At 45.0% G+C, this 20,183-nt stretch carries 14 protein-coding genes; 13 read left to right on the forward strand and 1 reads right to left on the reverse strand.

The features are described from left to right. From KHZ77_RS09430 to KHZ77_RS09465, 8 genes are all read left to right on the forward strand, one after another. Nucleotides 1-744: beta-methylgalactoside transporter (locus tag KHZ77_RS09430; protein WP_295198320.1), on the forward strand; the 744-nt coding region annotated here is incomplete at its 5' end. Between the two features lie 426 nt (nucleotides 745-1,170). After that, entirely contained in the window at nucleotides 1,171-2,499 is a 1,329-nt protein-coding gene (locus tag KHZ77_RS09435) for a metallophosphoesterase family protein (protein WP_295198323.1), read from the forward strand. Nucleotides 2,500-2,710: 211 nt separating this feature from the next. Beyond that, nucleotides 2,711-4,144 carry a metallophosphoesterase family protein gene (locus KHZ77_RS09440; RefSeq protein ID WP_295198326.1) on the forward strand — a complete coding sequence of 478 codons (1,434 nt, stop codon included), beginning with the start codon at nucleotides 2,711-2,713 and terminating at the stop codon, nucleotides 4,142-4,144. Nucleotides 4,145-4,601: 457 nt separating this feature from the next. Beyond that, a complete protein-coding gene (locus KHZ77_RS09445) occupies nucleotides 4,602-5,579 on the forward strand; it encodes a zinc ribbon domain-containing protein (RefSeq protein ID WP_295198329.1) in 978 nt (325 codons plus the stop codon). 141 nt (nucleotides 5,580-5,720) lie between these two features. Beyond that, complete coding sequence (gene pta, locus KHZ77_RS09450; protein ID WP_295198332.1) at nucleotides 5,721-6,722, forward strand: phosphate acetyltransferase; 1,002 nt, start codon at nucleotides 5,721-5,723, stop codon at nucleotides 6,720-6,722. Nucleotides 6,723-6,910: 188 nt separating this feature from the next. Then, the gene (locus KHZ77_RS09455) at nucleotides 6,911-7,621 is read left to right on the forward strand and encodes an MBL fold metallo-hydrolase (protein WP_295198350.1); all 711 of its coding nucleotides are present in this window, start codon (nucleotides 6,911-6,913) and stop codon (nucleotides 7,619-7,621) included. Between the two features lie 23 nt (nucleotides 7,622-7,644). Further along, nucleotides 7,645-8,880, forward strand: coding sequence for a DUF445 family protein (locus KHZ77_RS09460; protein ID WP_295198334.1), 1,236 nt, complete (start codon nucleotides 7,645-7,647; stop codon nucleotides 8,878-8,880). After that, entirely contained in the window at nucleotides 8,877-10,187 is a 1,311-nt protein-coding gene (locus KHZ77_RS09465; RefSeq protein WP_295198337.1) for a DUF445 domain-containing protein, read from the forward strand. Before KHZ77_RS09460 ends, KHZ77_RS09465 begins: the two co-directional genes overlap by 4 nt. 131 nt (nucleotides 10,188-10,318) lie before the next feature. Here the strand turns inward: KHZ77_RS09465 and bioB are convergent, their stop codons facing one another. After that, nucleotides 10,319-11,365 (reverse strand): biotin synthase BioB, encoded by a 1,047-nt coding sequence (gene bioB, locus KHZ77_RS09470; protein ID WP_295198353.1) that lies wholly within the window; start codon nucleotides 11,363-11,365, stop codon nucleotides 10,319-10,321. Between the two features lie 429 nt (nucleotides 11,366-11,794). Here bioB and KHZ77_RS09475 point away from each other — a divergent pair, with 429 nt between their 5' ends. The 5 genes from KHZ77_RS09475 (at nucleotide 11,795) to KHZ77_RS09495 (ending at nucleotide 19,668) form a co-directional block, all read left to right on the forward strand. Further along, on the forward strand, nucleotides 11,795-13,237 hold the full coding sequence (locus tag KHZ77_RS09475) for a PLP-dependent aminotransferase family protein (protein ID WP_295198340.1): 1,443 nt from the start codon (nucleotides 11,795-11,797) through the stop codon (nucleotides 13,235-13,237). Beyond that, nucleotides 13,234-14,505 carry an exonuclease SbcCD subunit D gene (locus KHZ77_RS09480; RefSeq protein ID WP_295198343.1) on the forward strand — a complete coding sequence of 424 codons (1,272 nt, stop codon included), beginning with the start codon at nucleotides 13,234-13,236 and terminating at the stop codon, nucleotides 14,503-14,505. The genes KHZ77_RS09475 and KHZ77_RS09480 overlap by 4 nt, the downstream gene beginning before the upstream one ends. Further along, nucleotides 14,495-17,401, forward strand: a complete 2,907-nt coding sequence (locus KHZ77_RS09485) for an AAA family ATPase (protein ID WP_295198346.1) — start codon at nucleotides 14,495-14,497, stop codon at nucleotides 17,399-17,401. Before KHZ77_RS09480 ends, KHZ77_RS09485 begins: the two co-directional genes overlap by 11 nt. 274 nt (nucleotides 17,402-17,675) lie before the next feature. Beyond that, a complete protein-coding gene (locus KHZ77_RS09490) occupies nucleotides 17,676-18,323 on the forward strand; it encodes a tetratricopeptide repeat protein (protein ID WP_295198348.1) in 648 nt (215 codons plus the stop codon). 196 nt (nucleotides 18,324-18,519) lie between these two features. Next, nucleotides 18,520-19,668: an efflux RND transporter periplasmic adaptor subunit gene (locus tag KHZ77_RS09495; RefSeq protein WP_295198355.1), complete on the forward strand. Its 1,149-nt coding sequence runs from the start codon at nucleotides 18,520-18,522 to the stop codon at nucleotides 19,666-19,668. The last annotated feature ends 515 nt before the right edge of the window (nucleotides 19,669-20,183 follow it).

Raw genomic sequence — 20,183 nt, forward strand, 5'->3', positions numbered from 1 at the left:
TATCCGCATCCATTCTTTGAAACAGCTCCGAATTTACCGGTATTCCTGCCAATCATTATCGCTATTGTGGTAGGTGCTGCTGTAGGTCTTATTTCCGGTTTAATCGTTGCGTATTTGAAAATCGTACCATTCATTGCTACATTAGGTACAATGGTTATTACCTATGGTGTATGTTCGTTGTACTTTGATATGCCACCAAATAACTCCCAACCTGTTGGCGGCTTGCGTCCGGAATTCACCGTATTCGGCTCCGGCGCCTTGGATTTAGGTTTTATGACCATTCCTTACATTGTTATTATCGCAGCTGTCATTTCCTTCATTATGTACATTGTTTACAACAAAACGGTTCTTGGTAAAAACATGTTCGCTATCGGCGGCAACCCTCAGGCAGCCGTTGTATCCGGTATTAACGTAGGCGCTACTTTGATCGCCATTTACGTACTTGCCGGCGCTCTTTACGGCATTGGCGGCGTGTTGGAAGCGGCTCGTACAGGCGGCGCTACTAACAACTATGGTAACATGTACGAATTGGATGCCATCGCGGCAGCCGTAGTAGGCGGTGTATCCATCACCGGTGGTATCGGTACAGTACAAGGTATCATCGCCGGCGTACTTATCTTTACAGTTATTAACTATGGTTTGACCTTCGTAGGCATGGGCCCATACTGGCAGCTCATTATTAAAGGTGCCATCATCGTAATCGCTGTAGCCGTTGACGTGCGCAAATACTTGGCACGTAAATAAGATTACGGCATACATGTATATGCAGAGTTAATTAATATTATGATAATCATGCTGAGAATCAAGATGATTATGAAATACAAAATGATAGTATAAAAATTAAACACCGGATTATCGCTAAATAGGCGATAGTCCGGTATTTATTTTTGCCTGCCCCTTATAAAAATTTTGCGTTTTGATAATTTATGACAGTATGTGCGAGTTATTGATAAAATTGTATTTATTAAATAAAGTTTTTGTAGTAAAATATTTATGAAAATTAATAATATATCGGGGCTATGATTTCATAAAACGCAAGATGTCTATAGAGAGGATATATATACTGAAGAGACATAAGTATAACAGAATGCGATTTATAAATATTCATAGAGATGATATTATACGAAAATGTATTGTATTTGCGTATTACTTGCACTAGAAGGATTATCTATGAAGCAGAAAAATCACCTATGGGGGAAGTATTGGCGCTACGGGGCTATAATACTTACCATTATGGCGGTCATGGGAATACTGATAAGTATGCCGCGCGTAATGGAACGAGTGGAAGAGGGATGGCAGTACGCAGTTACACGTTTAATGGGAAATGGAACCAATCCGCACTATATCAGACAGCTCATTACAAGTGATATGACCACATCGCGCGTAATCATGTGGGAGACAAAAGAGCAGGCCAACAATGCGGTTGTTATGTATAAATTAAAAGATGCTCCGGATAGTACGATTGTTACTGTAGACGCTATTTCGGAGGTATTTTCTGATGATAGAGTGCAGCGTTACCTTTATCGTGGGGATATTAACGGACTGGAACCGCAAAAGGAATACGTGTATCGCGTGGGCACTGAAGGGCATATGTCTGAATGGCTACCTATGAAAACGGGCAGTAAGGAACCTTTTTCCGCGCTCATTTTCCCTGACTCGCGGTCTACCAATTATTTAGGCTTCCAAGCGGTAGTAACCGGAGCGTTTAACAAATTCCCTGACGCACAGTTTTTTGCCGTTCTTGGAAATTTAGTGGATAATGGCGAAGCGGCACCACAATGGAACTCTTGGCTCAACAGCATAGGACCTGTGATCGACTCTATACCGTTTGCACCGGTTACAGGCACTCAGGAATATATGGATTTGCATTGGACTGCACGACCGCCACAAGCGTATGCACATCTGTTTGCATGGCCATGCAGTGAAAATCATATCATGCGTAATCCTTATTATTCATTCGATTACGGGGATATTCATTTTGTCGTTTTAGATACACAATTTAAAGAATTACCGGAGCAGGTTCAGGCTGTGGCGAAACAGAATGAGTTAAATTGGCTGAAAGCCGATTTGGCGGCGACCGATAAAAAGTGGAAGGTCGTATTAATGCACCGCGATGTTCTTACCTATACGTCGGAACCGATGGGGCAGCTCAGTGATCGATTTAGCGACACGGGGAAACTCTTCATGCCGGCCTTTGATGAAGGTAAGGTCGACTTGGTGTTAACCGGTCAACTTAATACGTATCGCCGCCGCGGTCATATTAGTGACTTTAAGCGCAGCGATAGCGGGCCGTATTATATCGTGAGTGGTATGTCGGGGGATATACAGGCGAAGGGGAAGTGGAACGGTCATGTACTGGATGAGTACGTCACACCGTATGAAGGAATCCCAAATTATTTGCGAATTCATGAAACATCCAGCTCGTTAGTTGTAGAAGCGTATTTGTCTGACGGAACCATGTTTGACTCCGTGGCTATTTTTAAAGAAGAACAGAAGTAACTGGCTGAATCTCTGCCTTAGGAATATCCTGAGGTGGAGTTTTTTTCTTTTTATATTCAAAAAATAAAATAAGTGCTTGACTTAAAGCTAACTCCAACCTATATAATGACAGTGTAGAACCATATAGAATTTTTTGAATGTATTGAAGAATAATAGTGATATAAGTTGTTAGTTGATAAATAGAAAAATTAACTGGAAAGGGGATTTACACTTGAACAATAAATTAAAAATCATGTGGGGCAGTGTAATTGCTGTTGTAGCTATTTTGGCGGTTATAATTGTAACGCCATGGGGACAAGCCGTAGCGAATTACCTGGTTCGTGAAGGGCGCAGTGTAGTTGTGTCGGCCGTGCCGAGTGCAGGGTTAACACCGAAATATGTGCGCCAGTTGGTGACACAGGATATGAGTACATCCCGCATTATTATGTGGGAGACAGAATCACAGCAGGAAAATCCGGTGGTTCTTTATAAAGTGAAAGGCGCGAGCGACACCACGATTAAAACGGTGGACGCCACAACTGATAAATTTACAGAAGATAATGTAACTCGCTATATTTATCGGGCGGAACTGCAAGGGTTAACGCCGAATACAGAGTATGAATATCGAGTAGGCGCTAATAAATCCGGCAAAGACTGGCATGAATTGAATACTACTGTATCGGGAGATTTTACAGCATTAGTGTTCCCGGATTCGCAGTCATCCAACTATAAAGGCTGGAAGGATATGGTGAAAACGGCTTACGGGGCCAATCCGAATGCAGCATTTTACGTAAATATGGGGGATCTTGTAGATAATGGCGAGTCCGCCTATCAATGGGATGCCTGGTTTGATGCGGTAGAACCGATGGCATCTCAGATTCCGCTGGCGGCCGTAATCGGTAATCACGAATATTATTCGTTGGACTGGAAAGTAAAGGCACCGGATGCATTTGATCATTTCTTCCGCTATGATGCACCATTGGTGAAGCATAACGGCACATCGACGGGCGTTACGGCGCAGAATTCAAATGGAGCGGCCGCGGCTAACAGTGAGAGTAATAACGGCATTGACTCAAACTTGCTCAACAATCAGCTGAATCAGGCAAAAGACATGTCGCGCAATGCGATTTACTCCTTTGATTATGGTGATGTGCATGTAGTGGTGTTGAATACACAATTTCAGGAAATGAATGAAGCTTATCGCAATGATGTAATGCAGGAACAATTGGCGTGGTTGAAGGACGATTTGAGTAAAACTACGAAAAATTGGAAAGTTGTGTTAATGCATAAGGATCCGTTCCGTTATCCGAATACGCACAACCCGAATATTAATCCGGGATTCAATGAACTGGCAGACATTTTCATGCCTGTATTTGATGAGTACAAGGTTGATTTGGTGCTGTCTGCACACTATCATATGTACCGCCGCCGCGGCCATGTGGAAGACTTTAAGCGCAGCGAATCCGGTCCATACTACATCATTACCGGTGTAGCCGGCGATTTGAAATATGCTAACATCTGGTTGTCCCATCCGCTTGACGAGTATGTGTCGCCATATTTGGACGGAGACAACTATTTAGTGCTGGATAAAAAGGGCAATACATTGACTGTAAAAGCATTTTTAGCTGACGGCACTGAATTTGACTCCATTACATTGGAAAAATAAGCGTAAGAATGACGATGTAACATACACGTTAGAAAAACAATTGAAAATTAGTAAGAATATGATGTGAGATGTCATATGAGATGTAACTAGAGATATAATCAGAGATGTAGCATCAGATAAGTAATAGTGAAGGCAACAGGCGTAATGCTTGTTGCCTTTTTACATTTCTACACATTCCTATAAAAATAGTAAGAAAATAGAGGACGAGATACTAAATTGAAGAAATTATAAAATAATTGATTTATACACTATATAAATGACAATTTAATTGAATTTTGATTAGATTTTACTTATAATGAAATTAATAGACCTGAACGATAAACAGGGGATTTATCGTAAGGGACACAGTTTGTATTTACAGTGTGAGTGTTACTGTAAGTTGTATTTTCCGTATGAATGTAGTTTGTATTGTTAGTGAATGTATTGGTAGTGAGTGTAGTGTATTAGGAGGTAGTGTATGTTTTGTTCTAATTGTGGGAATAAGTTGCAGGATGGGGCGAAGTTTTGTGAGCGCTGCGGGACGCCTACAGATGTGGGGACGCCACAGAGCGGATCCACGGATGAAGTGATTAATAAGGTGAATGAAGTAGCCTCTGACGCCGTTGATGCGGCAGCGGAAGGCCTGGATAAGGCAAAAGTGGTGGCCGGTAAAATCATAGATGAAGCGCCGGAACACTTTGAAAAAGCAAAAGAGGTTGGAGCTGAAGCGTTCGAACAGGCGAAAGTAGCCGGTGCGGAAGCGTTCGACAAGGCCAAGGAAGTGGGCGGCGAAGCATTTGAACAGGCTAAAAACGTCGCTTCGGAAACCTTAGATAAAGCTAAAGTGCAATTGAAGGAATTCAATTACGAGATGAATCAGAATCCTAATTCCAATAAGCTGAAAATTATTATTGCCGCCATATTGGTTGTCCTTCTTTGTGTGGGCGGTGCACTGTTCTGGTATTTGCGCCCAATCAATAAAGCGGAGCGTTTTGTGAATGACCGTACCGTAACGATTGTTAAGTTCCTGAATGATAATAAAAATTTAAGCGCGAAAGATATTGAAAATGAATTAGGTTATTGGGGCGATGGCGACGATAATATAAAAGAGTATGTACGCCGCACCGGCGGGTTGGAACGCAATGTGAAGAATTTGCCATATTTCTCCCAGGAAATGGCGTTGACCTTACTTGGGAGAAACGTTGACCGAAATCTGGAAGTTTCGGATTTAAAAATCGTCGATAAAGGGGAATATAAGATTGACGGTCAAGATACATTTGTGTTCTTGGTGGAAAAAAACAGCAAAAAGAATGATAATATCGAAGGCTATCTGATTGGTATCGCTAAAAACAGAAGTGGTGACTTCTATGTAGACGCTTGGATTCCGTTAAACGATAAAGAATGGAAGCAGGCCGAAAAGAGTATGAAAACAGGTAATTTTGATCGGTATAAATAAGAGAGATATTACCTAATCTGATTTGAAAGATTACATTAAGTAATCTAATACTTAGCTCTTTAATCTCTCTTGCGAATTTGTTATAATAAACGTATCACAAGCCTGAGAGGCAGGCTCTTCACAGTCAAGGAGGACGATATTGTGGAATTAGTACAAAATTTAAAAGCAAAAGTAAAACCATTAGGCAAGAAAATTGTATTACCTGAATACAAAGATGAACGTGTATTGGAAGCTACACAACTTATTTTAAAGGAAGGCTTCGCAACTCCTGTATTAGTAGGTAATCCTGAAGAAGTTAAAGCAGCTGCTCAAAAAGCCGGCTTCAACATCGACGGTGCTGAAATCATCGATCCTGAAAACTATGCAAAATTAGACCAAATGGTTGAAATCTTCACTGCAAAACGAGCTAAAAAAGGTATGACTCCTGAAAAAGCTCGCGCTACTATGCTTGGCGATTGCTTATTCTTCGGTGCTATGCTTGTACATTTAGGCGACGTTGACGGTATGGTTGCAGGTTCTGCAAGCCCAACTGCTAACGTACTTCGTGCAGCTTTGCAGGTTGTAGGTACTAAACCTGGTCTTAAGACTGTATCCAGCTCCATGTTCGTATTCACTGACGCTAAACAATACGGTGATGACGGCATGTTAGTATTCTCTGACTGCGGCGTTATTCCTAACCCAACTTCAGAACAATTAGCTGACATTGCAATGTCCACTGTTGAAAAAGCTCGCAAAGTAGCTAACATGGCTCAACCACGTGTTTCCTTCTTATCCTTCTCCACAAAAGGATCTGCATCTTCCCCTGAAGTAGATAAAGTTGTTGAAGCTGTAGAACTTTTAAAACAACGCAATGTAGACTTCGATTTTGATGGCGAATTGCAATTAGACGCTTCCATCGAACCATCTGTTGCAGAACGCAAAGCTCCTGGCAGCAAAGTAGCCGGTAAAGCTAACATCTTGATTTTCCCTGATCTTCAAGCTGCAAACATTGGTTACAAATTAGTACAACGTTTCGCAGGCGCTACTGCTCTTGGACCATTGATTCAAGGCTTGGCTGCACCAATTCACGACTTATCTCGCGGTTGCTTCGCTACTGATATCGTTGATGTAGTAGCTATTGCAGCAGCTGAAAGCGTAGAATAATCTATGTAATTGAAAAGGACCCTACGGGGTCCTTTTTTTCGTCTCCTTGAAAATAAGCGTCATTTAGAGCACGGTGCTATCTTTGCAATTGTCGATTTTGTGATATAATTAAAGGTACCAATTAAGAATATTATCATTTATATGAGTTCTTGATTTAACACATAGTCAATTAGAAATGGCAGGTGATCATTATGAAACTATATTATTTAGACCACAGTGGTTTTATGTTAGAGACAGCCGAACGTAATTATGTGTTCGATTATTATAGAGATCCCGCAGGTGTAGTGAAGCAGGCGGCGCAGGCAGGCAAGGAACTTTGGTTCTTTGTAACTCATGCGCACGGTGATCATTATGTACCTGAAATTTTGAATTTTAACGCACCTTCCACGCGCTATATCGTTCATACGGACGTACCTCACAGCCAAATGCCGGCAGATCGTACGACTGTTATGGCCGTAGGTGACGAAGCAAAGTTGGCGGATGTGCCTGTGAAAATGTACGGTTCTACTGATGCGGGCGGATCGTTCTGGCTCAAAATCGGCGATGCGCGCATTTTCCACGCCGGTGATTTGAACTGGTGGCATTGGTTAGGCGATACGGAAGAAAATAATCGTGAAGCCAAAGGTTTCATGGAGACAGAATTTGCCCGTGCAGCCGGTATGGATGTAGATGTGTTGATGTTCCCTATCGATAACCGCCTCGAAGCGGCGCAGGAATGGGGCATTATTGAATTCCTTAAAGTAGTAAAAATGCCGAAACTTTTGGTGGCTATGCATTTAAACGGACCTGCATGGACACCGAGCGCCAAGTTCCAATCGCTTTATGAAACATTGCCTAACTGGGTGCCTACTCAAAATGGAGACAGCATCGATTTGGGTACCTATGGCGTGGCTGAGTAATAGTTGCTTAGGAAGGAATTTGCATGACCCAGCGTAAAACATTTCCAATAGCAACGACCTTGTTGTTGGTAATGATGATTATATTTTTACTGGTATACCCGTTTCGCGCCAATCCGTGGTTCGGATTTTTAACGCACGTGAGCGGAGCAGCCATGATCGGCGGCCTGGCGGACTGGTATGCCGTAACGGCCTTGTTCAGCAAGCCTTTGGGAATTTCTTATAAAACGGCGCTCATACCGCGCAGTAAGGCCCGGCTTGTAGAAACGGCCCGCTACATGATGGTGGAAGAGTTGTTGCGCGTGCCCCACATGTACAGCGTTATAAAGAAAGAACAATTTTTAAAACGCATGCTCACCTATTTCTTGGGTGCAGAAGGTCGCACGCAGATTAAGAACTTCCTGGCGGAAGTGGGTGGCCAGATGGCGCATCAGTTTGATGCGGAGCCTATTAAAAAGGAAATTACAGAAGCCATTAAAACCGGTGTGCGTCACTGGAAGGTGGCGCCTCTCATCGTGCGCTTCGGCCATCTTATGATGAGCCGGCAGACCGCAGAAGTGTTATGGCTCTATATAAACCGCATGATGCAGCGATTGCTTGGCTCAAACGGTATCCGACCTTATTTGGTGGGCATCGTGGCGTCCATGATGAATCGCTATGCGGAAAATTCATTTTGGCGTGAGTTAGCTTTAGCGCTTGGGAGCGATTCGTTTTCGCCGGAACAGGTGGCAGAATTGGTGCAGCGTAAAGGCGTACAGTTTTTACAAACACAGGAATCATTGCAATCCGCTATGGGGCAGTATGTGTACAATAAGGCCTTGTGGTTCCTCTCGGAATTGGAACGCAATGTGGAATGGCAGCAGCATATTGAGTCTGTGAAAAATCGCTGGTTAACGGAGATTTTAGAAGACGTGGAACTGGGGAATCGGGAAGTGACCTGGGATGGCCTGGTAACTCGCGTGCAGGAAGAAACGGAACAATATGCATTGAAGCTGTTAAATGATAAAGTGCGTTTACAGACGTTGGAACGAGGCCTGTTGTATCAGTCCGTACCATTGCTGCGCAAACTCAGACCATTCGTGGACACTTCGGTAGTGCGTGAGTTGAACGCCTATTCACCGGAGTCGTTGTCGAAGATTATTAAAGGAAAACTGTATCATGATTTGCAGATGATACGTATTAACGGTTCCATGGTGGGAGCCGTGTTGGGCGGACTGTTCTATGTGGCAGCCTATGTGATTCGAGGAGGACTGGCATTATGATTGGCGGCGTATCCTATCGCGTTTGGGCGAATCGAATATTAGCCTTGTCAGCCTTTTTATACGGACTGGTGTTTATCGGTCAGTTCTTTATTACCGCCGTCTGGTATGATGCGCTGTATTGGCTCATTCAGTCGGCCCTCATCGGGAGTATTGCGGACTGGTTTGCCGTAACCGCGCTGTTTCGAAAGCCCTTGGGTTTTCCTTATCATACGGCTTTGATTCCACGGAACAAGGAGCGCATGATCTCCGGGTTGGTTCACTTAATTGAAACACGGCTGCTCACCTATGAGCAATGTGAAAAAGCGTTGAAAAATATTCGCTTTGTGCCTTATTTGAACAGCTACATTGTGAGTGAGCGGGGCCGTCAGTATTTGCGGCGCGCCTTGCGCAGTGTGCTTCATTTGTTGTGGCACAGCCGCAGCGAAGCGCAGTGGGCCGAATGGGGCGGTAAGGAATTAAAAAACTTTCTGCACAAACAGGCCATTACGGGACCAATCCAGCAGTTCCTTACGGATGTGGTGAGGAATAACAAGCACGAAGCTATCGTTATTCGCGCCATTATTGTATTGCAGGCTGCACTGGATAAACCGCAGGTTCTGCAGTGGTTAACTAATACCATTGACAGTGAGATTCAGGCGCGGAAGAGCAATTTGTTATCTGCTCTTGTTATCAGTGTGTCTGAAGCGACGGATATTATCAACGCCCGCGACATGGCGATGGCTATGCTTCGCGAGCTGTACATGGTATTGGAGCGTTGGAAACGGCCGGGCAGTACGGAGCGACTTGTGTGGATGAAGCAATGGCTGACGCCGTTGCAGGAACTGGCTTATAACAGCACGGTCACCAAAACGGTTGACGAGACTTGGCAGGAATGGATTGACCATCAGGACTGGCAGTCTATTTTGCTGACGTACGTGTGCCCTTATGTACACAATATTATTCATATGGCTGATGCGAACGACAGCTTTGAAGAGGAGACGCCGGTAACAGTGCTGGAGAAATCCCTTCAAGAATTGTGGCGCGTTTATATCAGTCGTCCTGAAGTGGCACAAAAAGTGGAAGACATGTGCCAACACATGGCGAAGTATCTTTTGGTGCGCAGCCATGCCATGCTCGGCGTCGTAGTGCGCCAGGTATTGGGCGCTTTGAGCACAGAAAAGTTCATCTACTTCATCGAATCTAAAATCGAAGACGATTTGAGTTGGATTCGTATTAACGGTGCCCTCGTAGGTGCCGTATGCGGCTTGGGAGCCTGGAGCTTCCAGCACTTTGTGTATGAACCGCTACTTGCCCTTTGGGGATTATAATAAAAAAACTGCATGCCTTCACGGTGATACCGATAGTACTATCGGATCTATACCGCGAGGCGTGCAGTTTTTTGTTCGCATTTTTATAAATTTATATGATTATGTTTTACAGCTTTGTTTTCAAACAATCATTACATAGATACTTGAGGTTGTGTACGTTGAAGTTTCAAGTCGTCAATCATTTTCAGATCTTCTTGTGGAGAACGACCGCCGGTGGTTAAGTAACCGCCTACCATGATACCGTTCAAGCCGCCTGCCAATGCAAGAGCCTGTAAGTCGCGAAGGTTAACTTCACGGCCGCCGGCTGTACGGATTTGGGCAGTTGGTAAGATGAAACGGAATGTGGCAAAGGTGCGCAAGATTTCCAGTGCATCCAAAGGCTTGTTGTGTTCGAACGGAGTCCCTTTAATAGGATTTAAAATGTTGAGCGGTACAGAATCGATGCCCAAACGTTTTAATTCGAACGCCATTTCAACACGCTGTTCCAAGGTTTCGTTCAAACCGAAAATACCGCCGGAGCAGACGCGGATGCCTGCTTTTTGTGCATTGGAGATGGTGCTCATTTTGTCTTCGAAGTTATGGGTGCTGCAGATGTTAGGGAAATGACTTGGCGCCGTTTCAATATTGGAATGATAACGGGTAACGCCCACTTCTTTTAACTTCAACGCCTGTTCGTAGGTTAAAAGACCGAGGGAACAGCATACTTCTAAGCCTGTTTCGTTGTGGATTTCACGGAGCGCTTCGAGAATTTGATCGAATTCTTGCGGATTGCTCGTGTTACGACCGCTTGTAACGATGGAGAAGCGGATGGCACCGGCTTCTTTAGCCTTTTTGGCGTGATCCACAATATCTTTGGTACTCATGAACGGATATACAGTAACGCCTGTTTCGTGATGGGCCGATTGAGCACAGAACTTGCAGTTTTCCGGACATTTACCGGAGCGGGCATTTACGATGGCGCATAAATCGACTTCATCGCCGTTGAATTTCTGACGAATTTTATCGGCCATGGCGAGTAATACCATGGTGTCTTCGTCGGACACGTGGATGAGTTCCTCAGCCTGTTCCTGCGTGATGGAACCGCCGTTTAACACCTGATCGGCATAGTCGATAATTTCTTTATAGCCGATTTGCTTTACCGATTTTGTTGCGGCAGTCTGCGCATGGGCAGTTTGCATGTTGTCAGTGTTGGCAGTGGCAGCACTGAATTGAGCTTGTGAATTTGTTTCCATGAACTTACACCTCATTAATTGCATTTCGAAGAATGCATAGTTGAATATACCTAGTGAGTTTTATTTATCATTTAGAACCTTACTTTGATTATTATAGAAGGATACAAGTTTATAGTCAACCTTTAAAAATTAACAAGTTGACAATAGAGAGCTTGTAGCCCCATGGAGTTAACAATAAGTGGTTTTATAGCACGTTGAAGTTAACAATACGAAGCGGTGTAATGCTTCAGAGTTAACAATAGAAAAATCGCCTGTCCGATTTCAACAATAAATTGTTTCCTGATAAATGTTTTGTATGATTAATTAATGTATAAAGGTTGGCGCCTGTGATACAATAAATATAGTTTAGTTCGTATATTTTTTAGGGAGGCACGTATGTTAGTATTGGATCGTCAGAGCGGAGTTCCTCTGTATGAACAAATTTATACGTATATAAAATCTAACATTGAGTCCGGTAATTTTACGGCCGGTACGCGCTTGCCTTCCGTGCGGGCTCTGGCCGGTGAAATCGGGGTCAGCAAAATTACGGTAGAACAGGCCTATGTGCAGTTGGCGGCGGAAGGATACTTAAAAGCGCATGACCGGGCGCCTTATGAAGTGCTGGACATTCCCGTTTTGACCGACTCGGTGCAGCCGGTATTGGAGACGGATCATAGCAACTTGATTCATTCGGGACGGACTGAGGCTAAGCAAACCGGTTCCGGAGCGAATAGACCGGTTCAACAATCAGAACCGGCGGTGCGTTATAATTTTGCTACCGGTGCGATGGATCCAGAAGGTTTTGACTACAGCCGTTGGAAACGGTATATCGGGTATGTGCTTCGCAATCCGGAACGCCTTATGGCCTATGGCGATCCGCAAGGTGAATTGGAGTTGCGCCAGGCTTTGCAAGGCTATTTGAGCGCGGCCCGCGGTGTAACGGCACGGAGTGAATTTACGTTAATCGGCAGCGGCACGCAGTCCATGGCCATTGCCATTGCTTCCATTTTAAAACGGGCAGGATTAACGACAATCGGTGTCGAAGTGGAAGCGTTGAGCGGTATTAAAACAATTTTTGAAGACTTCGGATTCACCGTCGTTGAAATTGCTCAGCGTGGTGATGATTTATTTGATATACTAGATAAGATGAAGGTGGAAGCCGTATACTGCACGCCGTCACATTGTGACCGCAGCGGCAGTGTAATGACCGCGGCCAGACGGAAGGAACTTCTCCAGTGGGCCGCCAAACCGGGGCGCTATATCATTGAGGATGATTACGATAGTGAATTGCGCTATTACGGACGCCCGATCAGTTCCCTTCAGGGAATGAACGGTGCGGACTGCGTTATCTATGTGGGGACGCCGTCAAAGGTATTACCACCATCTATACGTTTGAGCTATATGGTATTGCCACCGGTATTATGGGACGCTTTTGTGCGGTACCGCAGGTCTTATCGGCAAAGTGCCAGTGTGATGGAACAACTCGTGTGGGCACGTTTTATTGCGGCCGGCGAATGGTCCAAACAAATCAGACGTTTACGAAAACACTATTCCGATAAGAGTAAGTACATGGTAATGAATCTGGAGCGGGAATTCGGCTCCGGCATTACGGTGAAAGCGCCGGAGGGCGGCGTGTACATCAGTCTTATCGTACATACAAAGGCGACGGCTGCCGAACTGGCGGTGCTTGCCAAAGAGGGCGGCTGCGATGTGCGCCGCGGTGTGGATAGACCGGGCGAGGGCGTACAATGCCTGCTGTCCTTCAGTGCTATTCCCACGAAACAGTTAGAGAAAGCAATTAAACAATTAGGTAAGGCTTGGAAAGGAATTATTTTATGATTCAACCATTTCGTTTTCTGCAATGTGGAGACCTTCACCTGGGGACGCCGTTTAAATACTTGAAGTCCTTGGGGAAACAAGTGGATGAATTTGCCAACCGCGCTACATATCGCTCCTTTGAAGCCATTATAGATTTGGCCTTGGAAGAGCGGGTGCATGGCGTCATCATTACAGGGGATATTTACGACAGTGAAACTCATAACCTGGAAGCGCAGGTGCGCTTTGCCCATGAGTGCGAGCGACTGCGGGTGCAACATATTCCGGTGTTTATGGTACAGGGAAATCACGATCCGGCGGAAAGCTGGGCTGCTCATATGGAGCTGCCTTCCAATGTGCATGTTTTTTCCGCGGACCGGGGCGAGCGCATGCCGCTTATTGTGCATGGCAAAACTGTGGCCTATATATACGGCATCAGTACGTCCTATGAAAATCGGGATACAGATGTAAGTGCGCATTTGCAAGCTGAAAAAGGAGATCCTTTTTCCATCGGCGTATTTCACGGCACCGTAGGCTCTTCAGAACAACATGAGCCGGTAGGTCCATGTAAACTGGCCAATTTAGTAAACGGAACGATGGATTACTGGGCGATTGGTCATATTCATAAACGCCAGGTGTTACATGAAAAGCCCTATGTAGTGTATTCAGGAAATACGCAGGGACTGGATCGCAAAGAGTCCGGCCCGAAAGGCTGCTATATCGTTGATGTAGACGGCCGCGGTGATGTAACACTTACATTCCATGAAACGAATGCGGTGCGTTTTGAAGATGTGGAAATCGATATTACAAAGTTGACTTCGCAAAATGAAATCATGGAAATGATTCGCCATAAGAAGGAAATGTTGCGCAAACTGAAGTTGCCGGTGTTGGCTAATCTGGTAATTACCGGACGGGGTCCGCTATATGACTTGTGCAGTAATGAAGATGTGCAGGAAACGTGGCTGGCCATGAGCGGCGAGGAAGAGCAGAACAAGTTTGCCTTCGTGCTGCCGTACCGCATTACGAATCAGGCTGCCCCGTTAGAAAATCTGGAAGCCTGGCGTGAGCGTGGCGACATGGTGGGCGATTATTTGCGAAGTTACGATACAGTGGCCGCGTTACCGGGTGAAGATATGCTTGAGGAAGTGCGCCGCATTGTAGAGGAACGGCCGGAAATTAAACGGTTAGGCTTATATAAATCATTGTTGACAGATGAAGTGTTAAGGGAAGCGATGCACCGCGCTGAAATGGATGGCGCACGTTGCTTGATAGGAGATACGGATGAGGATTAAAGAAATACATATAACTGAGTTTGGCCCTTACCGTGACTGGTCGTTTACACCGAGCAAAGAGGCAGTGCAGATGATTTTCGGCCCTAATGAAAGCGGAAAAACATCGCTGCTGGAAGCATTGCGTTTCCTTTTGTTCGGGAAAAAGAGTAAGACCTACGGGTATGGCACAGGTTATTTATTGGTAGAACATGACGGCGTAGATTACCATATCGGCCGCGATGAGAAGAAGCTGGATTTTTACCCAATCGGTGGAGCACCGATTGCACAGGAGCCGGCGGACTTATGGTGGCACGGTCTGGAAAAGAAAACCTATGACCGCATTTTTGCCATTACAGTTGATGAACTGCAGGGCGCCGATGTCCTGACAGAAGTGGAAGTTCGTGCCCGCTTCTTTGGTGCTGAAGGAGGCGAACGCCTCAGCACGGCGGTGAAAGATATTGAGAAAAATTCCGCCGACTTATTGGTGGCATCTGCTGCCGGTAAGCGCAAAATCAACCTTTTAGTGGAGCAACTAAAGCAGGCGCGCAAGAATATTCAGGAACTGTCCAAGGCGGAAGATTCTTATGTAAACTACCAACAGGAGCTTACCAATTTAGGGACTACTGAAAAAGAATTGCAGGAACGCTTGAAAGAGTGGCAGGATTATGGCCGCGACATCGACCAGGTGCTCCGCGCCTGGGACGTGTATAAACGGGCGGAGCATGCGAAGGAAAAAATGAACACCTTCGCCGTAACCGAGCTTTTGGAAAAGAAAGCGTTCATGGAGTTGGAAGACAAACTTCGCGAATGTCGCAATAACATGCAGCTTTGGAGCGGCAAGGAAGCCGGTCTTGTGCCGGATAACTTTGCACCGGACTCCTTGATCGGTGTTTTCGGACAGGACATTGAAGACCTGTATCAGGAAGTGTCTAAATGGACACAACTTCAGAAGGAATGTGAAGAAGGTCGGGCGTACGTAAAACGCGTGAAAGATCAATTGGACATTTCACGCACCATGCATACGGCTTGGCGTGCTGATGCGGAAATGCCGTCCCATGTAAACTGGGCGGAAGGGGAAAAATTAGCCCGCGATTTACGCAGTGCACAGGATAATTACTTGAACTGGCAAAAACGCAAACCTCATGAACCGGAAGAAATTGCCAACTCTACAGTAAAACAGGAAGAATCCAAGTTGGTGAAACAGGAAGTAAGCCTGGAAACATTGACTTCTAACTTTGAAGAAAAAGAACGCATCCAAATGGCGAAAGAGACGTTGGCAAAGGCTCCTGCATCCGGTAAAGCTTTGCAGGGCATTGCTGCTGTAGCTATTTTGGCCGGTCTTGCCGTTGCCGCCATGAATCCGGAATTATATTGGCTCAGCGCCGTATTGATTGTGGTAGGCATTGCGGCAGGCGTGTACTGGTATCGCACGTCTCATAAAAACGGTACGGAACTGAGTACGTTGGAATCTCGTGAAAAACGAATCGATGTGGTTTTAAAAGAAGTAGCCTCTGAGCACGGCTGGTCCGTGCCGACTACACGGGATGAACTGGATGCGTTGAAAACGCAGGTTAAAGCAGCTCGTGAAACGCTGGGTCAGCAGAACATTTTACTGGCTAAGGTTCACAACTACGAACAACTTCTTAACGCATGGCTGGAAGAAGGTCAGGAGTTGGAAGCTGTTGGCAACAAAGCGATGGAAAGTTGGCAGCGCTGGCTCCCTGAAGGGGCAAGCCGTGTGTTGACGGACAATCATTTCTTCGCCATGAAGCAGGAATATGATACATACATGGAGGATTTAGGTAAGTACAAAGAGTACGAAAAAATCCTGAAAGACCATGAAGCACAGCTGCAGGCCTTAGAAACTCGTTGTCGCGAATTGTGGGAAAAACTGGAATTAAACTTGCCGGCCACTCCGATTGAAGTGCGCCGCGTGTATAATTTGCTAAAGGCACATCGTCAAAATCAGGTGCGCTGGGAACAAAAAGAATCGCAGCGTCGCAGTTACCACGAAGAATACGAACAGTGGAGCCGCAAGGAAAAGGCATTGCTCCTTGAACAGGATGAAATTCTTCAGAAAACAGGTGTGCCGACGGCGGCGGAATACCGTCAACGTCTGCTCGTTCAGGATCAGTATACACAATGGAAAGTGGTCTACGAACAGAGCATCGACCAGTTGTCCCTATTCGCCCCAACACGAGAACAGCACGACTCCTTGTTGCGTCGTCTGAAATCGGGCAATAAAACGAAGTGGCATAGTGAAGCGGTGCGCAGCGAATCGGAAATCAGCAGTTTGGAAAAACGCTTGGCCAACTTATATGAAAAACGCGGCCAGATTCAGGAAGCGCTTCGCACATTAAGCAATGATAAAGCATTGGCGGCGGCCCTCCAGAAGGAACAACAATTGGAAGGGGAACTGCAGGATGCACTCACAGCTTGGGCGACTCAAGTCCTTATCAGTCATTTTATGGAATTGGCACAGGCCGATTATGAAAAGGACCGTCAGCCGGAAGCCATTGCGAAAGCTTCGGAATACTTAAACATTATGACCGGCGGTAAATACACATTGGCTTTGACCGGTGATGTGGCAAACTTACAGGTTGTAAATAAAGCCGGCGAAGGTATGACCTCCGACCGCTGGAGCAGCGGCCTTGGGGATCAGGTGTATTTGGCGTTGCGCCTCAGCCTTGTTTACGTATTCAGCAAACGTGTTGAGTCATTGCCGATTATTTTGGATGACATCTTGCTTCGCTTCGACGAAGAACGTCAGCAGGGCGCATTAGACTTGTTGGCACATATCGGTGCGTTGGGTCAGGTATTAATCTTTACTTGCCAGCAGACCACGGCTAAAAAAGCGTTGGCTGTGAAAGGCATCGACGTGTACGACTTGAGCGCGAAAGAAGCTATGAAGGCGTAAGATATTTTTAAAAATAAGAAAGAACTTGTGTTACGTATGGAAGGTGAAAAACCTGGCGAGTACGTAGGGCGAGTTCTTTTTCTTTGGGAAAAAATTCATCTTTGTCAGATCTTGTGCTTTGTCAGAGCTTACTCTTTCTCCGAGAGTATTCTTTATGGTAGTTTATAAACTGTTAAACGCTTTGTAGTTTTTTAAATTGAAAAGATGGTATATAATAAGACATACATACAACTAAATTTAATATGACGAATGTATTGTTAGATACATTACGTATATGGCAACTGAGCTGAAAGGTGTTGAAGATAAAATAAATATTAATAAGAGTATAGTGCTGCTGTTGACGGCGCTGCTTGTGGCCGGATGCGGTGCGGAAGATGCAAAACCCGGTCCCAGTGAAGCGGTTAAGCCGAATACGGTAGCCACTACGGAGAGCGATACGGCGAAGGCTGATTTGCAAGAGGCTACGGTTTTGATGCAATCCAATAAATATGAAGAAGCCATTGCGAAAGCCGATGCTATATTGAAACAGAATCCGCAAAACGATGGAGCCTATGCGATTAAAGGTATGGCGCAAGGATTGAACGGTGATGTGGAAGAGGGTCTTGTAAATGAGCAGAAGGCTTACCAACTGAATCCAAATAATGTGAGCGTGTATTATAATTTGGCGATTCTGTACAAACTGCAGGGTAGATTGGACGAGTCGAAAACATGGTTTGAAAAAGTGCTCGAAAAGGATCCGCGCAACGTGTGGTCTATCTACGGGATTGCCACTATTTATGCCGATCAGGGTGACGATCGTTTAGCACTCGATAAATTACGCGAAGCGGTTCAATTGGATGATCAGGTAAAACAGGCGGCACGGACGCAAGACCATTTCGCTCGTTTTCATGGAAATCCGCAATTTGAAGCTATCGTAAAATAGAACCGTTAGAATCGATGAAATAGATACGTGGACAACAGATAAGTCGATAGCAGACAAATAGATAGAAGACAAATAGATAGAAGACAAATAGATAGAAGCTAGCAGAGCAATAGACAATAAATAGATAGACAACTGATAAAGAGACAGAGTTAATTATTAGCAGATAGGAGGCCTTAGGATGGTTATGTTTTCCTCCATGAATAATGGACGGGGTGCCTCGATTGGCAAAGCATTGCTGCTAAGTGTTGTATTGGGCATGTCCTTGGTTGTGGCCGGTTGTTTCGGACCTACAAAAGTAACGACCACTACGGTAGAAACTCGTGAAATGCCTGTAAAGATTTCTAACGATGCCAGTGTGGCAGCGTTGAACAAGGTAACGATTGAGCCAACCGTATCCGGACAGGTGGCGACCATGACTGTAAAAGTCGGTGATGCGGTGCAACAAGGGCAAGTGGTGGCTATTTTAGATACATCCACATTGCAAACGCAATTGAATCAGTTGATTCAGGAGTTGAGTGAGCGTCAGCAGGGGCAAAGTGTTCAAGCATTGCCACAAGAGACTACCATCGTTCCGGGTGCTGTATCGGCAGCCGATGTGGCGCGGGCTCGTGAAATGATGGCAGCCGGCGTAATTACGGAAAAAGAATACGAAACCATTGTGGCCCGCTCACAAGCGACGACTGTTACAAGCGGTGGCGGTTATGTATCGACAGGCAGTGCTGATACGGCCGGTATTCAGGCAGCTATTGCGCAAGTACAGGCTCAAATGGCACAGGCACAGATTGTGGCATCGATGGCCGGACGGGTGGCGGCTATTTACAATGAAGACCGCAAAGTGGCTATAGCAGGCAGACCGTTCATGTTGATTCAGCAGAACTCTCCGGTGGTTGCTTCGTTGAGTATTCCACAGGGCTTTGCATTGAAGTTGGCTGATCCGGCGAACAAGGGAAAAATTAAAGTATATTTGAAAATAGATAATAAGGAAATTCCGGGCGAGTTGACCTATGTAGACACAAATTCGCCGGCAGGAACGCCGAGCGTACTGGTAAAAGCTACTTTCACGAATGCGGATAATGCGATTTCACCAGGTGAATTCTATACATTGGTGATTGAATCCGATGTGACAGCTCCTGTATTGGCTGTGCCGGCTGATGCGGTGCGTGAAAATAAAGACGGACACTATGTATATGTAATTACAGCAGATAATACAGTAGATGTGCGCGTCGTTGAAGTGAGTGAAACCGTTGACGGTTATACAGCCATTACGTCAGGATTAAACCGCGGTGAAAAGATTATTACGTCCAAAGGCAACTATGAACTTGGTGAACAAGTAACTGCCGAGTAAGTTGTTGAATGATTAAACAGCTCAGTAGCTTTGAGCTGTAGAGTATAATACTGTATATATGGTGAACCTGCTTATATATATACTATATATAGGAAACACTAAAGTATATGAGAGCATGTCCTCGAAATGAGGGGACATGCTCTTTTTTTATCTTCACACATAACTTGAAGAAAAATATAAAAAAGTTAGAAAAATAGGGTTGACGGCATATCGGATATGCGGTATTATATACAAGTCGTCTCCACGAGATGACGGAGTAAAGAATAAAACCGTAATTGAATTAGCTGCTGTAAATTTCTTGTAAGAAATTAGTAAAAAAAGTAGTTGACGAAATTAAAAAACGGTGTTATACTTTAAAAACCGTCAGAGATGACGATGAACGAATTGCAAATCACATATAACTGAAATGCAATTTGTCAGATCTTTGAAAACTGAACAATGTAAGGTAATCATTTCTAACGAAATGAACATATGCCAGAGTGCGGGTTTCACTAAGTTGAAACCAACCAAATAAA

This window comes from Veillonella sp., from assembly GCF_018364065.1.
GTDB lineage: Bacteria > Bacillota > Negativicutes > Veillonellales > Veillonellaceae > Veillonella_A.